This window comes from Streptomyces sp. NBC_00459, from assembly GCF_036013955.1.
In the GTDB taxonomy this organism is placed as follows: Bacteria; Actinomycetota; Actinomycetes; order Streptomycetales; family Streptomycetaceae; genus Streptomyces.
On the sequence record NZ_CP107903.1, the window covers coordinates 4068174 to 4084328 of the forward strand.

Sequence of the window (16155 nt, forward strand, 5' to 3'; positions counted from 1 at the left end):
CCCTGGCCGTCTCCGATCACCCGATCGAGTGGATGTGGTCAGGGATGTGCAACCCTCAGGACCCCCTGGGGAGCCGACCGTCATGACGAGAGGAGGTGCCGCCAGTGATCGCGAACGTTTCGGCGCACCGGCGGGCGAACGCCTTCGCCCAGGCCCTGGAGGAGCTGTCCGACCGGGACTCGGCGGCCGAGCAGCCCGAAGGACCGGCACCGGACACCGCACCGGAACCGGCCCCGGCTGCCGCGGAACGGGCGGACCACCAGGCGGACCACCGGGCGGAACGGACCGAACCGAACCGACTGGTGGCCCTCGCGACCGGTCTCGGCGAGCTGCCCAAGCCAGTGCTCGACCCCGCGGTCAAGGTCGTCCACCGGGCCCAGCTGGTGGCCGCGATGGAGGCCATGCTGCGGGACGGCACGGTGCCGGGAGGCGAGGCGGCGAACCCTTTGGTGCCCGAGCAGCGCTCCCGGGCCAAGGGCGCTCACCGGGCGAGCGGGCTGGGGAAGTTGCGACCCCGTACACGGCTGACGAAGGGTCTCGCCGCCGGCGGACTCAGCGTGGGTGTGGCCGCCGGAGCCTTCGGCGGTGTCGCCGCTGCCAGTTCCGACGCCCTGCCCGGTGACTCGCTGTACGGCCTCAAGCGCGGCATCGAGGACATCAAGCTCAACTACCTGGCCGACGGCGACAGCGAACGCGGTCAGGTCTACCTCGACCAGGCCTCGACGCGGCTCAACGAGGCCCGCCGGCTGATGGAGCGCGACCGCGCCGGTCAGCTCGACCACGAGTCGCTCGGCGAGATCCGCCGTGCCCTCTCCGGTATGCGGCACGACGTCTCGGAGGGCCACCGTCTGCTGCACGAGGCCTACCAGCGCGACCCCGACTCCCTGGGCCCCATCCAGGCCCTGGACACCTTCTCCCGCTCCCACCGCGAGGCATGGGGCGCTCTGCGCGACCGCCTTCCCGTACAACTCGGGGATGTGAGCCAGGAGGTGTCGTCGGTCTTCGACGCCATAGACCAAGAGGTCGCCCCCCTCCAGTCCCTGCTCCCGAAGCCTCCTTCCCCGAGCGGCGGAAGCGGAAGGGGCGACAACGGGGATCAACGGCAGGGCTCCGGACCGGGGTCGAGCACCAGCTCGTCCGGTTCCGACCGGTCGGCCGCGCCCAGCAACACCGGCGGCGACTCCACGGACGGGCGCGGCTCCAGCAGCGGCAACCCCAAGCCGTCCGCCTCCGGCGCCGGCAGCGACGGCCTCCTCGGCGGCAACACCGGGGACCTCCTCGACCCGCCGCAGAACAGCGGCACGGCGTCCCCGTCGACGACAACCCCGTCCATCACCGAGCCCGACGTCACGCTCCCGCCGCTCCTCCCGGGCCTCCTGCCCGGCCTGGGCATCGACAGCGAGGACGCGAGCTAGAGCAGTCCCTTGTACGTCGGTGGGGCGCCCTTCGCAGGAAGGGCGCCCCACCGACGTACAAGCACTGGCCGAAGACGAACCGGCGTCAGAAGAAGACCGACCGCCGCTGCACCAGCAACTTGTACAGGGTGTGCTGGATCTGTTCCCTGACCTGGTCCGTCAGATTGAACATCAACATCGGGTCCTCGGCCGCCTCCGGTGAATAGCCGTCCGTGCGGATCGGCTCACCGAACTGGATCGTCCACTTCGTGGGGAGCGGGATCGCGCCCAGCGGACCCAGCAACGGGAAGGTCGGCGTGATCGGGAAGTACGGGAAGCCAAGCACCCGGGCCAGCGTCTTCGCGTTGCCGATCATCGGGTAGATCTCCTCGGCCCCGACGATCGAGCACGGGATGATCGGCGCGCCCTGCCGCAGGGCCGTCGACACGAAGCCACCCCGCCCGAAACGCTGCAGCTTGTACCGCTCGCTGAACGGCTTGCCGATGCCCTTGAAGCCCTCCGGCATCACACCGACCAGTTCACCGCGCCCCAGGAGCCGTTCCGCGTCCTCCGCACAGGCCAGGGTGTGACCGGCCTTGCGGGCCAGCTCGTTGACCACCGGGAGCATGAAGACCAGGTCCGCCGCGAGCAGCCGGAGATGGCGGCCCGCCGGATGGTTGTCGTGCACGGCGACCTGCATCATCACGCCGTCCAGCGGCAGCGTCCCGGAGTGGTTGGCGACGATCAGGGCGCCACCCTCGGCCGGGATGTTCTCGATGCCCTTGACCTCGACCCGGAAGTACTTCTCGTACAGCGGGCGCACCAGAGACATCAGAACCTGGTCGGTGAGTTCGGCGTCGTAGCCGAAGTCGTCGACCTCGTAGTCCCCGGTGAGCCGGCGCCGCAGGAAGGACAGGCCGCCCGCGATACGCCGTTCAAGGCCGCCGATGCCACCGCTGTCGGAGGCGGGCGACGGGGACTGGTGCCCGGGCTGGTCCTGGGACTCCTGGGGCGGCTGTTGCTCTCGTGTCACCTGAACATCATCCTGCGGGCGGGCTCGTCCCGGCAGGGGCTGGACCTCGCGAACCACCGCCGATTCGCCTTTGCGTCGGCCGCTGCCCGCGCTCCGGCGGCGCGACGGCCGCGGGACGGCGCCCGCGCGGGACCTGTCGTCGTCGAACGGAATGACCTTGGCATCCGCCATCGTTGATGCGCTCCTCGGTTGGCGCTCTGCGTCGGTGAGCTGTCGCCGTCAGGTCGCTTCGCCAGCTGTCGTGACAGTTGTGGTGGTGGTCGTGTCGCGGGCGGCGCCGCCCGCGAAGGGTACGAAGGGCAGCGCGGCGATCCGGTCGACGACCCGCGCGAGGGCCGCCGGCGGCAGTAGACCGGGACCGCGGACGCGCGCGAAGTCCTCGAACGTCTCGGCGGTCGTGAACTTCGGCTGATAGCCCAGAGTCTCGCGCATCTGGTTCGTCGCCACGACCCGGCCGTGTGTGAGCAGCCGGATCTGCTCGGGCGAGAAGTCCGTCACGCCCAGCGTACGCACCAGTGAGCCGGCCCAGGTGACCGCGGGCAGCAGCAGCGGCATGGTGGGACGGCCGAGCCGCCGGGAGCACTGCGAGAGCAGCAGGACTCCGTCGCCGGCGATGTTGAACGTGCCGCTGTTGAGCGTTCCGCGCTCCGGTTCGTGCGAGGCGAGGCGCAGGACCTCGATCACGTCGTCCTCGTGCACGAACTGGAGCCGGGGGTCGTAGCCGAACACGGTCGGCAGGACCGGCATCGCGAAGTACTGGGCGAGCGGCGAATCCGCCGTCGGCCCCAGGATGTTGGCGAAGCGCAGCACAGCCACGGCGACGTCGGGCCGGCGCCGCGCGAACCCGCGCACATACCCCTCGACCTCCACCGCGTCCTTGGCGAAGCCGCCGCTGGGCAGCGACTTGGGCGACGTGGTCTCGGTGAACACCGCCGGATCCCGGGGCGCGGAGCCGTACACGTTCGTACTGGACTTCACGACCAGCCGCTTCACGGCGGGCGACTTCTGACAGGCACCCAGCAGCTGCATGGTGCCGATGACGTTGGTCTCCTTGACCGTGACCCGGCTGCCAGTGCCCAGCGCGATGCCCGTCACGTCCAGGTGCACGACCGTGTCGGCGTTCGTCTCGGCGAGCACCCGCGCGATGGTGGGCTGCCGGATGTCGGCCTGGATGAAGTCGGCGCCGCCCAGATGGTGCTCGGGGGGAACCGCGTCCACCGCGATGACCCGGTCCACCTGGGGGTCACGCTGGATCCGTCGTACGAACCGGCCCCCCAGTTGACGGGCCACTCCGGTCACGAGCACGACCTTGCCCAAGATCAGCGCCTTCCTTCCAGCCGTGTTTCCCGTGTGCAGCCCAACCTAGCGGGTTGTTGTTGCGCTGTGATGACCGCCCGATGCATGAAGTCACGAGGATGCCGAACATACGATCAGACCAAGCCATGTGCCACACAGTCGTACACACAAGCTAGTACGACTGTGGCCCCCCACCGGAAACCGGTGGGGGGCCACAGCCTTCACACTCACGCTCGCGCTCTCGCAGCGTCGCGGAGAAGTGGCGGTCCCGATCTCGCGATCGGACCGACTACTTCTTGTTGCGACGCTGAACGCGCGTGCGCTTCAGCAGCTTGCGGTGCTTCTTCTTGGCCATCCGCTTGCGCCGCTTCTTGATAACAGAGCCCACGACTACCCTCGCTCACTTCTCATCACTCGGCGTTGGGCGCCATGGGCCCATACGACCTACAAGGGGCCAGCCTACCCGTCCGAGCGCTGAGGTCGTAATCGAGGGCGATCGAGGAGATCAGACGAGATCAGGGGGGACCCGGTAAAGCCTTGAGGGTCCCCATCCGCCCCCCTCGACCGCCGTCAGGCTGTCTCCACCCCCACATAGCTCTCGCGGAGGTACTCGTGAACCGCTTGCTCGGGGACGCGGAAGGACCGCCCCACCCGGATCGCGGGCAGATGACCGCTGTGCACCAATCGGTACACGGTCATCTTGGACACTCGCATCACCGAGGCGACTTCCGCCACGGTTAGGAACTGAACCTCGTTCAGAGGCCTCTCGCCAGCTGCAGCCATGACACACCTGAACCTTCCGCACTCGACTGGCCACCGGCTTCCCCTTCCGGTGACTCTTCGTCGCTGCGTGCTCACTCCCCAATGTAGGGGCGGGTGATGCGAGTGGGGAAGAGGTGCACCCATCGCATGCCCATCACAGGCCTACTGTGACAGACACGCTCGATTGAGTACGTAGCGGGTAAGCGGCCGGTAGTAATCAGACCGCACGGCGTCATCAAGTGGAACGACGACGGACACGCGCCCCTCGGCCTCACCGACGAAGAGCGCGGGATCGTCCGTATCGGCCAGCCCAATGGCCTCGAACCCCAGTTGACCTGCACCGCAGACCCATCCGTGGTCCCCGATCACCAGCTCCGGGAGCCTCCCGCCGGCTTCGGCGGCGGCCGCCAGAGCCGTCCGAACCGGGAGGGGAGAGTGCGTGTGTGCGCCCGGCTCACGCCCGGCGGCCCCAGCACCCGGTTCCCGTACGAGCGCGACTCCTCGTACGTAGTCAAGGTTGTACGTGCGTAGACCGAACCGGGTCGTTATGTCGACAGAGCTACCCTGCGCCGGGGTGAGGACAGCACATCCCGCCGCCGACAGAGCGTCCGCCAGCGCGGCGTAGAAACCGAGCAGTCGGTGCGGGTGACCGGTCCCCAGAAGTACGGGAGCCCGGCGTCGCACGGCTGCGGAGAGTCGCTCGGCGAAGGCATCGAGGGCCACGAGTGTCCGTTCCGGATCGATCACATCACATCCGGAGGTGCACTGCGGATCGGCCGAAACCCCACATTTGTCGGCCATCAGCCCGAGCAGATCCCGTTGCCGCCAAGTCCATTCGGGATCGAGTCCGATCAGTACCCGGGGATCACGGGCGGCGAAAAGCCGATAACTCCGCAGACTCTCCTCCCGCGAGGTGGCCACGGGCCCGGCGAGACGGGCGGCCAGGAGATGGGCACGCAACGCCCCGGCACTCAACACGTCAACGATGGTGGCGCAGCCACCCGCCCCGGATGCCCAATATGCGGGGAACACCCCACAGTTGGCGTAATCGCACACCTCTCACTCACGGCCGCCGTGACACTGGTGACACTCATGACGGAACAGTGACGAGACACCCAGAACCCTTCCGGCGGTTCTCCCGTCTCAGAACATGTGCGCACCGAGCGCCAGTTGACCGTCATCACAGGGGGAACACCATGAAGCTGTCCCGTCGCCGAAGCACCACCACCGCCGCTCTCGCGTCCGTCACCGCTCTCGCCGCCCTCGGCGGCCTGTTCGCCACCGCGGCGCCGGCGTCCGCCGCGTCGAACTCGAGGGCCGAGGACCTCTGTGGCCCCGGCTACAAGACCGTCGCCACCACGGCGGTCGGCAGCGTCGGCCGGATCTACGTGACGTGGAGCGAGGCCGAGGGCAAGACCTGCGCGGTGACCCTCCGCAACTCGACCGGCCCCCGCACCCAGATCCGCATCGAGCTCAATGTCATCGCCGACCACGAGACCACCTCGGTCCAGGACGCCGACAGGTACCTCAGTTACGCGGGCCCGGTGTACTACCCGTCCCGTGGCTACTGCGTCCAGTGGTTCGGCGCGATCAACGGCGTCCAGGGGTCCGGCACGGGCGTCTGCAACTGACGTCGGCGCGCGTCCCGCACAGGAATCGACCCCGGCACCGAGCCCGCGACCAGGGCTGCCGGGGTCGGCTCCCCGCGCACCCACAGCCGGCGTCACCACCTACGCCAGCAACCCCCGCAACGGGAAAACCGCCTTGCGTGCCGCGATGACCGCCTGGTCCAACCGGTCGGCGGGGTCGTAGCCCGACTCCCAGTCGGCGTAGGACACCGGCCACCGCCCGTCCGTCATCCGCGCGGGCGCCAACTGCCGCGTACGCGCGAACACTTCCTGCCGCCACCCCTCCGGGATCACGGCCGTGGGCTCGACAGCCCGCCCCGCCGCGATCGCCACCAGGTGCGTCCAGGACCGAGGTACGACCTCCACCACCGCGTATCCGCCGCCGCCCAGGGCGATCCACTTCCCGTCGGCGTACTCGTGCGCGAGGTCGTGACAGGCGACCTGCACCGCCCGCTGCGCGTCCAACGACACGGCGAGATGCGCGAGCGGATCCTCGAAGTGGGTGTCGGCCCCGTGCTGGGTGACGATCACCTGCGGCCGGAAGTCGGCGATCAGCTCGGGCACGACCGCGTGGAAGGCCCGCAGCCACCCGGCGTCCCCGGTCCCGGCCGGCAGCGCGACGTTGGCCGCGCTTCCCTCCGCCGGGCCCGCCGCCCCGGTCTCCTCGGGCCACCCGGTCTGCGGGAACAGCGTGCGCGGATGCTCGTGCAGCGAGATCGTCAGAACCCGCGGGTCCTCCCAGAACGCCGCCTGGACGCCGTCCCCGTGATGCACGTCCACATCCACGTAAGCGACCCGCTCGGCCCCCAGCTCCAGAAGCCGGGCGATGGCCAACGAGGCGTCGTTGTAGATGCAGAACCCGGACGCGCCCCCGGGCATCGCGTGATGCAGGCCACCCGCGAAGTTGACGGCGTGCAGCGCCTCCCCGCGCCACACCGCCTCGGCGGCTCCCACCGACTGCCCGGCGATCAACGCGGACACCTCGTGCATCCCGGCGAAGGCGGGATCGTCGACGGTCCCCAGCCCGTACGACTGGTCGGCCGCCCCCGGATCGGCGGAGGCCGCCTTGACCGCCTCGATGTAGTCCTCACGGTGCACCAGCCGCAGGGTCGACTCCCCGGCGGGCTTCGCCGAGACCACGTCCACTTCCCGGTCGAGCCCGAAGGCGTCGACGAGTCGCCGGGTCAGGGCTAGCCGGACCGGATCCATCGGGTGGTCCGGACCGAAGTCATACCCCGTTACTGCCTCGTCCCACATCAGCTGTGCGCGCCCGCTCATGCCCGTCACCGTATCCGGCGGGTCCAGGATCGAACGACCCCGCGTACCTCAACGTCACCAGGACCAACACCATCGGGACGAGCATCGCCCCCCGGTAGCTCCACAGATCACCCAGCGCCCCCACCAGAGGCGAACCGACCAGGAAGCCCACATAGTTGAAGATGTTGAGCCGCGCGACGGCGGCATCCGACGCCCCGGGGAACAACCGCCCGGCAGCGGCGAAGGTCTGCGGCACGATCACACACAACCCGAGCCCCAGCAACGTGAACCCGAGCATCCCGACCCACGCCCCGGGCGCCACGGCCACCACGCCGAACCCGAGCGCCGCCACCAGCGCCCCCGCCCGCACTACGGCCACGGCCCCGAACCTCCGCACCCCGATGTCCCCGATGGTCCGCCCGATGAGCGTGGTGACCATGTACACGTTGTACGGGACGGTGGCGAGCTGCTCCGAACTCCCGAGCACGTCCTTCAGATACTTCGCACTCCAGTTGGAGACCGTCGAGTCCCCGATGTAGGCGAACGTCATCACCAGACACAGCGGCAGCAGCATCCTGAAGACGAGACCGCCAGAGCCGGCCCCTCCACCGAGCGCCTCACCCGGCACCGAGTCGGACTTCGACTCGTCCCCGCCCCCGTCCCGCGCATCGACGTACCACCGGCTTCCGACCAGCGCGAGCGGCAACATCACGGCCACCACCGGCAGGTAGGACACGAAGAGGTCGAGATGCCAGTGCGCACCCACCCAGGCCAGCGAGGCCCCGATGATCCCGCCCAGGCTGAACGCCGCATGGAACCCGAGCATGATGCTGCGCCCGTACGCCCGCTGCAGACTCACCCCGAGCATGTTCATCGAGGCGTCGAGCCCACCGACGGCCAGCCCGAACGCCCCCAGCGCCACCGCGACCTCGGCCACATGGTCCCCGGCGCCGACACCGAGCAACGCCAGGAGTACGACGGGCTGCGACCACCTCAGTACGAGGCTGGGCGGCACCCTCTTCACCAACTGCTCGGCGCACACACTGCCGACCCCGGCCAGCACCGGCACTGCGGCGAGGAAGAGGGGCAGCAGCGCGTCGGAAATACCGTACCGGTCCTGAATGGCCGGGATCCGTGTCACGAGCAGCGCGAAGGCGGCGCCCTGGGCGAAAAAGCTGAACGCCAGCGAGGCCCTGCCGCGCCGCAGCACATCTGTCATGGCGGCGAGCGTAGGGCCCCGGCTTACTCGTGGGTAGATGCTCAGGAAGATGAATTCCGCTCACCTTTGATCTCACCCAGAAACAACACCCCGCTAGGCACGTTGAGTAATCACCACATCACAACGGGTACCGAAATCGGCGCCAATTCCAGCCACGCCGGCGTCGCTGCCACGATCGCGATACCGAGCGACCTCATCGCGGAGCATCCCCTTCATGGGATCAACGGCAAGCGCACCGCCGACGAGAACGGCCCCCAGCATCGCCCCGACCATCACGAGGGTGCCGAGCCAGACCATGGTGTCGACGGGGAGGACGTACACCCCCACGATCCGCGCGACGCACTCCCCCAGCAGAGCAACGCCCCACACCACCGAGAAGGTCCGCTCGGCCCGCCGGAACGGCATGGACCCGGCGGCCAACCGCTGCCAGGCGGCGTCGCGCTCGGCGTCCCCCCTGATGAGGAACGGCTTCATCCCCTCGGTCATCATCGGCCGTCCCAGGCGGACCGACACCAGCACTCCGATTCCGACGACACTGCTGACCCCGCTGTCCTTCAGGAGCATCAGCCGAGCGTCCCCGGCGACAAAACTGAGCAGCACGCCCACGACATTGACCGCGAGGATGAGCGCGGCCATCGCGTTGACCGTCCGCCCCCGCACCACGCTCCACCCGGTCCGCACCGCGGGAACGGCACTGCTCCACCCGAGTGCGGCGACGGCACTCATCCCGAGCCCGTCCCTGAACACGTAGTACGACCCGACGGGAACCGCCACATCGAGGACCAAGGGCAGAAGGCTCCGGCGAAGGGCGGCCGAGTTCGTCATCACTGTTGTCATGCCTCAAGCCTCGCGGTCACCCCGCCCCCGCCAACAGAAACGATCGTCCAGATCCGGGGATGACAATTGTCAGCCGCCGCCCGTGCCCAACCTCAAACGACCAGCTCAGCCAACTCGCCCATACTGCCGAAGAGTTGAGTGGCCCCGACCAGCCGCTCGGCAGGGGTCATGGCGGTGAACCCCAGCACGTCCATCCCGGCGGCAACAGCGGCCCGCACCCCCAGCGGACTGTCCTCCACCACCACACACCGGTCAGCCGCCACTCCCATGCGCTCCGCCGCATGGAGAAACAGATCCGGCGCCGGCTTCCCCCGCCCCACATCCTGGGCACTGAAAACCCGCCCGGCGTCGAACCACCGCTCAAGCCCGGTAGTCCGATGCCCCACCCGAATCCGCTCATGACTCCCGGAGGAGGCCACGCAGTACGGCACTCCGTCAGCCCTCAACTTCTCCAGTACGTCGACCACGCCGGCCACCGGCTTCAGCTCCCGCTCGAAGGCAGCGAACACCCGCCCGTGAAAGACGTCATCGAAGTCGTCCGGCAACCGCCGCCCACTCCGCTCCTCCACCAGATCGTGTACGCGGTGCATGGCGGACCCCATGTAGTCACGGAGGGAGTCCTCATAGGAGGTCGGATGCCCGAGCTCGGTGAGATAGGCGGCCAGAAGCGTGTTGGAAATCGACTCACTGTCGACGAGAACACCGTCGTTGTCGAAGATGACGAGGTCGTAGCGCATAACTGGACCCTAAATGACCGGACGACTCTGAAACGCAGAAAAGCCCTGTACCGGTGAACCCGGTACAGGGCTTTTCGCAATATTTGTTCGGCGGTGTCCTACTCTCCCACAGGGTCCCCCCTGCAGTACCATCGGCGCTGTGAGGCTTAGCTTCCGGGTTCGGAATGTAACCGGGCGTTTCCCTCACGCTATGACCACCGAAACACGGTGAAACACATATCAACCGCACCACACCCGGTGGCCCCGGGCATGGGGTTGTTCGTGGTTTCAGAACCAACACAGTGGACGCGAGCAACTGAGGACAAGCCCTCGGCCTATTAGTACCAGTCACCTCCACCCGTTACCGGGCTTCCAGATCTGGCCTATCAACCCAGTCGTCTACTGGGAGCCTTACCCCATCTAGTGGGTGGGAACACTCATCTCGAAGCAGGCTTCCCGCTTAGATGCTTTCAGCGGTTATCCCTCCCGAACGTAGCCAACCAGCCATGCCCTTGGCAGGACAACTGGCACACCAGAGGTTCGTCCGTCCCGGTCCTCTCGTACTAGGGACAGCCCTTCTCAATGTTCCTGCGCGCGCAGCGGATAGGGACCGAACTGTCTCACGACGTTCTAAACCCAGCTCGCGTACCGCTTTAATGGGCGAACAGCCCAACCCTTGGGACCGACTCCAGCCCCAGGATGCGACGAGCCGACATCGAGGTGCCAAACCATCCCGTCGATATGGACTCTTGGGGAAGATCAGCCTGTTATCCCCGGGGTACCTTTTATCCGTTGAGCGACGGCGCTTCCACAAGCCACCGCCGGATCACTAGTCCCGACTTTCGTCCCTGCTCGACCCGTCGGTCTCACAGTCAAGCTCCCTTGTGCACTTACACTCAACACCTGATTGCCAACCAGGCTGAGGGAACCTTTGGGCGCCTCCGTTACTCTTTAGGAGGCAACCGCCCCAGTTAAACTACCCATCAGACACTGTCCCTGATCCGGATCACGGACCCAGGTTAGACATCCAGCACGACCAGACTGGTATTTCAACGACGACTCCACAAACACTGGCGTGCCCGCTTCACAGTCTCCCAGCTATCCTACACAAGCCGAACCGAACACCAATATCAAACTATAGTAAAGGTCCCGGGGTCTTTCCGTCCTGCTGCGCGAAACGAGCATCTTTACTCGTAGTGCAATTTCACCGGGCCTATGGTTGAGACAGTCGAGAAGTCGTTACGCCATTCGTGCAGGTCGGAACTTACCCGACAAGGAATTTCGCTACCTTAGGATGGTTATAGTTACCACCGCCGTTTACTGGCGCTTAAGTTCTCAGCTTCGCCACACCGAAATGTGACTAACCGGTCCCCTTAACGTTCCAGCACCGGGCAGGCGTCAGTCCGTATACATCGCCTTACGGCTTCGCACGGACCTGTGTTTTTAGTAAACAGTCGCTTCTCGCTGGTCTCTGCGGCCACCCCCAGCTCGGAGAGCAAGTCTCCTCACCAGTGATGGCCCCCCTTCTCCCGAAGTTACGGGGGCATTTTGCCGAGTTCCTTAACCATAGTTCACCCGAACGCCTCGGTATTCTCTACCTGACCACCTGAGTCGGTTTAGGGTACGGGCCGCCATGAAACTCGCTAGAGGCTTTTCTCGACAGCATAGGATCATCCACTTCACCACAATCGGCTCGGCATCAGGTCTCAGCCCTAATGTGTGACGGATTTACCTATCACACGGCCTACACCCTTACCCCGGGACAACCACCGCCCGGGATGGACTACCTTCCTGCGTCACCCCATCACTCACCTACTGCAGGTCTGGTCCGTCGGCTCCACCACTCCCCCTTGCCCGAAGGCTCCGGGGCGGCTTCACGGACTTAGCATCGCCTGGTTCAATGTTTGACGCTTCACAGCGGGTACCGGAATATCAACCGGTTATCCATCGACTACGCCTGTCGGCCTCGCCTTAGGTCCCGACTTACCCTGGGCAGATCAGCTTGACCCAGGAACCCTTAGTCAATCGGCGCACACGTTTCCCACGTGTGTATCGCTACTCATGCCTGCATTCTCACTCGTGAACCGTCCACCACTAGCTTCCGCTGCAGCTTCACCCGGCACACGACGCTCCCCTACCCATCCCAGCCGCCGTTGGGCGTATGTGCTGGAATGACACGACTTCGGCGGTACGCTTGAGCCCCGCTACATTGTCGGCGCGGAATCACTAGACCAGTGAGCTATTACGCACTCTTTCAAGGGTGGCTGCTTCTAAGCCAACCTCCTGGTTGTCTGTGCGACTCCACATCCTTTCCCACTTAGCGTACGCTTAGGGGCCTTAGTCGATGCTCTGGGCTGTTTCCCTCTCGACCATGGAGCTTATCCCCCACAGTCTCACTGCCGTGCTCTCACTTACCGGCATTCGGAGTTTGGCTAAGGTCAGTAACCCGGTAGGGCCCATCGCCTATCCAGTGCTCTACCTCCGGCAAGAAACACACGACGCTGCACCTAAATGCATTTCGGGGAGAACCAGCTATCACGGAGTTTGATTGGCCTTTCACCCCTAACCACAGGTCATCCCCCAGGTTTTCAACCCTGGTGGGTTCGGTCCTCCACGAAGTCTTACCTCCGCTTCAACCTGCCCATGGCTAGATCACTCCGCTTCGGGTCTTGAGCGCGCTACTGAATCGCCCTATTCGGACTCGCTTTCGCTACGGCTTCCCCACACGGGTTAACCTCGCAACACACCGCAAACTCGCAGGCTCATTCTTCAAAAGGCACGCAGTCACGACTGTATGTGCAAGCAGATACAGCGACGCTCCCACGGCTTGTAGGCACACGGTTTCAGGTACTATTTCACTCCGCTCCCGCGGTACTTTTCACCATTCCCTCACGGTACTATCCGCTATCGGTCACCAGGGAATATTTAGGCTTAACGGGTGGTCCCGCCAGATTCACACGGGATTTCTCGGGCCCCGTGCTACTTGGGTGTCTCTCAAACGAGCCGTTGATGTTTCGACTACGGGGGTCTTACCCTCTACGCCGGACCTTTCGCATGTCCTTCGCCTACACCAACGGTTTCTGACTCGTCTCACGGCCGGCAGACCATGAAAGAGAGATCCCACAACCCCGTATACGCAACCCCTGCCGGGTCTCACACGCATACGGTTTGGCCTCATCCGGTTTCGCTCGCCACTACTCCCGGAATCACGGTTGTTTTCTCTTCCTGCGGGTACTGAGATGTTTCACTTCCCCGCGTTCCCTCCACACACCCTATGTGTTCAGATGTGGGTGACAGCCCATGACGACTGCCGGGTTTCCCCATTCGGAAACCCCCGGATCAAAGCCTGGTTGACGACTCCCCGGGGACTATCGTGGCCTCCCACGTCCTTCATCGGTTCCTGGTGCCAAGGCATCCACCGTGCGCCCTTAAAAACTTGGCCACAGATGCTCGCGTCCACTGTGCAGTTCTCAAACAACGACCAACCACCCACCACCCCACCCTCACGGGCGAGTTCACTGGGGCCGGCACTGAAGGCGGCTTCACAGCCGTACCCTCAGACACCCAACAGCGTGCCCGACCATGTCCCGCCCGGAGATCATGCTTTCCACGCCCTCTTGCGAGAGCAGTACTTACAAGCCTCCGACCCGTGAACCCGGCCGAATAATCAACGTTCCACCCATGAGCAACCAGCACCGGACATTCGCCGATGTACTGGCCTCTGACCAGCAACCCGAAGGCTCCTGGTAAGAAATGCTCCTTAGAAAGGAGGTGATCCAGCCGCACCTTCCGGTACGGCTACCTTGTTACGACTTCGTCCCAATCGCCAGTCCCACCTTCGACAGCTCCCTCCCCGTGAGGGGTTGGGCCACCGGCTTCGGGTGTTACCGACTTTCGTGACGTGACGGGCGGTGTGTACAAGGCCCGGGAACGTATTCACCGCAGCAATGCTGATCTGCGATTACTAGCAACTCCGACTTCATGGGGTCGAGTTGCAGACCCCAATCCGAACTGAGACCGGCTTTTTGAGATTCGCTCCGCCTCACGGCATCGCAGCTCATTGTACCGGCCATTGTAGCACGTGTGCAGCCCAAGACATAAGGGGCATGATGACTTGACGTCGTCCCCACCTTCCTCCGAGTTGACCCCGGCAGTCTCCTGTGAGTCCCCATCACCCCGAAGGGCATGCTGGCAACACAGAACAAGGGTTGCGCTCGTTGCGGGACTTAACCCAACATCTCACGACACGAGCTGACGACAGCCATGCACCACCTGTACACCGACCACAAGGGGGCGACCATCTCTGGCCGTTTCCGGTGTATGTCAAGCCTTGGTAAGGTTCTTCGCGTTGCGTCGAATTAAGCCACATGCTCCGCTGCTTGTGCGGGCCCCCGTCAATTCCTTTGAGTTTTAGCCTTGCGGCCGTACTCCCCAGGCGGGGAACTTAATGCGTTAGCTGCGGCACCGACGACGTGGAATGTCGCCAACACCTAGTTCCCACCGTTTACGGCGTGGACTACCAGGGTATCTAATCCTGTTCGCTCCCCACGCTTTCGCTCCTCAGCGTCAGTAATGGCCCAGAGATCCGCCTTCGCCACCGGTGTTCCTCCTGATATCTGCGCATTTCACCGCTACACCAGGAATTCCGATCTCCCCTACCACACTCTAGTCTGCCCGTATCGAATGCAGACCCGGGGTTAAGCCCCGGGCTTTCACATCCGACGCGACAGACCGCCTACGAGCTCTTTACGCCCAATAATTCCGGACAACGCTTGCGCCCTACGTATTACCGCGGCTGCTGGCACGTAGTTAGCCGGCGCTTCTTCTGCAGGTACCGTCACTTTCGCTTCTTCCCTGCTGAAAGAGGTTTACAACCCGAAGGCCGTCATCCCTCACGCGGCGTCGCTGCATCAGGCTTTCGCCCATTGTGCAATATTCCCCACTGCTGCCTCCCGTAGGAGTCTGGGCCGTGTCTCAGTCCCAGTGTGGCCGGTCGCCCTCTCAGGCCGGCTACCCGTCGTCGCCTTGGTGAGCCACTACCTCACCAACAAGCTGATAGGCCGCGGGCTCATCCTTCACCGCCGGAGCTTTTAACCCCCACAGATGCCTGCAGGAGTATTATCCGGTATTAGACCCCGTTTCCAGGGCTTGTCCCAGAGTGAAGGGCAGATTGCCCACGTGTTACTCACCCGTTCGCCACTAATCCACCCCGAAAGGCTTCATCGTTCGACTTGCATGTGTTAAGCACGCCGCCAGCGTTCGTCCTGAGCCAGGATCAAACTCTCCGTGAATGTCAACCCGTAATCGGGTCACACCACGAGAGCGGAACAGTCAAGCGGAATAAGCCCGACCGTTCACAGCGTCCTCGCTGTGTTTACTGCTTCAAAGGAACCTCGTCCTCCCGAACGGGAGAGACGGGGTATCAACAAACTTGGCGTTGATTTTTGGCACGCTGTTGAGTTCTCAAGGAACGGACGCTTCCTTCGTACTCACCCTCTCGGGCTTTCCTCCGGGCAGTTTCCCTTCGGTCTTGCGCTTCCGACTCTACCAGACCGTTTCCGTATCCGATTTCCTCGGTGCTTTCCAGGATCCCGCTTTCGCGTTTCCCTTTCCGGCGACTCCGACTCTATCAGATCCTTTCGGGCCTGATTCCCAGTCAGCGGGGCTTGTCTTCCCGGCTGTTGGGCCGTTCCGACGAGTGAGACTTTAGCGGATTCCCTGCCTCCCGAGCCAATCGGGGGGTGTGCCCTTTCGAACGCGGATTCCTCATTTCACAAATACGCATGCCAATGACATGCCAGCGGCGCGACGACAGCTCGTCGACCGTTGCTCGGTACCTGTGGAATGGCTGTCCGGGGACCGACCGGGGTCGGCGCTCACGTCGAACAACTCGGAGAACACTACGTATGGGCCTAGGGAGTGTCAACTCGGTGTCGGAGGGGGCACTGGCGGCGTAGTCTCGTGGATGTGACTACGCATACGTGCACCCAGCAGTGGTGGGTCGCCTGACGGC

The 16155-nt window shown here is 64.8% G+C and carries 11 protein-coding genes and 3 rRNA genes; 2 read left to right on the plus strand and 12 right to left on the minus strand.

Annotated features, from left to right (window positions below):
• The first annotated feature begins 104 nt into the window (after nucleotides 1–104).
• Nucleotides 105–1415, plus strand: coding sequence for a DUF5667 domain-containing protein (locus OHN74_RS17755; RefSeq protein WP_327695522.1), 1311 nt, complete (start codon nucleotides 105–107; stop codon nucleotides 1413–1415).
• Nucleotides 1416–1500: 85 nt separating this feature from the next.
• Here OHN74_RS17755 and OHN74_RS17760 read toward each other — a convergent pair whose 3' ends face one another.
• The 5 genes from OHN74_RS17760 to OHN74_RS17780 form a co-directional block, all read right to left on the minus strand.
• Nucleotides 1501–2598: a lysophospholipid acyltransferase family protein gene (locus OHN74_RS17760; protein ID WP_327695523.1), complete on the minus strand. Its 1098-nt coding sequence runs from the start codon at nucleotides 2596–2598 to the stop codon at nucleotides 1501–1503.
• A 48-nt stretch (nucleotides 2599–2646) separates the two neighbouring features.
• Nucleotides 2647–3744, minus strand: a complete 1098-nt coding sequence (locus OHN74_RS17765) for an NAD-dependent epimerase/dehydratase family protein (protein ID WP_327695524.1) — start codon at nucleotides 3742–3744, stop codon at nucleotides 2647–2649.
• A 268-nt stretch (nucleotides 3745–4012) separates the two neighbouring features.
• Nucleotides 4013–4111 (minus strand): 30S ribosomal protein bS22, encoded by a 99-nt coding sequence (locus tag OHN74_RS17770; protein ID WP_003948845.1) that lies wholly within the window; start codon nucleotides 4109–4111, stop codon nucleotides 4013–4015.
• A 182-nt stretch (nucleotides 4112–4293) separates the two neighbouring features.
• Complete coding sequence (locus OHN74_RS17775; RefSeq protein ID WP_004984898.1) at nucleotides 4294–4506, minus strand: helix-turn-helix domain-containing protein; 213 nt, start codon at nucleotides 4504–4506, stop codon at nucleotides 4294–4296.
• A gap of 141 nt (nucleotides 4507–4647) precedes the next feature.
• On the minus strand, nucleotides 4648–5463 hold the full coding sequence (locus OHN74_RS17780; protein WP_327695525.1) for a phosphatase: 816 nt from the start codon (nucleotides 5461–5463) through the stop codon (nucleotides 4648–4650).
• A gap of 218 nt (nucleotides 5464–5681) precedes the next feature.
• On the opposite strand from OHN74_RS17780, the gene OHN74_RS17785 reads away from it, so the two are divergent.
• Nucleotides 5682–6116, plus strand: a complete 435-nt coding sequence (locus OHN74_RS17785) for a spore-associated protein A (RefSeq protein ID WP_327695526.1) — start codon at nucleotides 5682–5684, stop codon at nucleotides 6114–6116.
• A 99-nt stretch (nucleotides 6117–6215) separates the two neighbouring features.
• On the opposite strand, the gene OHN74_RS17790 is transcribed toward OHN74_RS17785, so the two are convergent.
• The 7 genes from OHN74_RS17790 to OHN74_RS17820 form a co-directional block, all read right to left on the minus strand.
• Nucleotides 6216–7391, minus strand: coding sequence for an acetoin utilization protein AcuC (locus OHN74_RS17790; RefSeq protein ID WP_327695527.1), 1176 nt, complete (start codon nucleotides 7389–7391; stop codon nucleotides 6216–6218).
• Nucleotides 7342–8589 (minus strand): MFS transporter, encoded by a 1248-nt coding sequence (locus OHN74_RS17795; RefSeq protein WP_327695528.1) that lies wholly within the window; start codon nucleotides 8587–8589, stop codon nucleotides 7342–7344. The genes OHN74_RS17790 and OHN74_RS17795 overlap by 50 nt, the downstream gene beginning before the upstream one ends.
• 93 nt (nucleotides 8590–8682) lie before the next feature.
• Nucleotides 8683–9426 (minus strand): VC0807 family protein, encoded by a 744-nt coding sequence (locus OHN74_RS17800; RefSeq protein ID WP_327695529.1) that lies wholly within the window; start codon nucleotides 9424–9426, stop codon nucleotides 8683–8685.
• A gap of 92 nt (nucleotides 9427–9518) precedes the next feature.
• Nucleotides 9519–10163: an HAD family hydrolase gene (locus OHN74_RS17805; RefSeq protein WP_327695530.1), complete on the minus strand. Its 645-nt coding sequence runs from the start codon at nucleotides 10161–10163 to the stop codon at nucleotides 9519–9521.
• An 85-nt stretch (nucleotides 10164–10248) separates the two neighbouring features.
• Nucleotides 10249–10365, minus strand: a 5S ribosomal RNA gene (gene rrf / locus OHN74_RS17810).
• 95 nt (nucleotides 10366–10460) lie between these two features.
• Nucleotides 10461–13584 (minus strand): 23S ribosomal RNA (locus OHN74_RS17815).
• A 322-nt stretch (nucleotides 13585–13906) separates the two neighbouring features.
• Nucleotides 13907–15433, minus strand: a 16S ribosomal RNA gene (locus OHN74_RS17820).
• The 16S, 23S and 5S rRNA genes sit together here, the layout of an rRNA operon.
• Nucleotides 15434–16155: the final 722 nt, after the last annotated feature.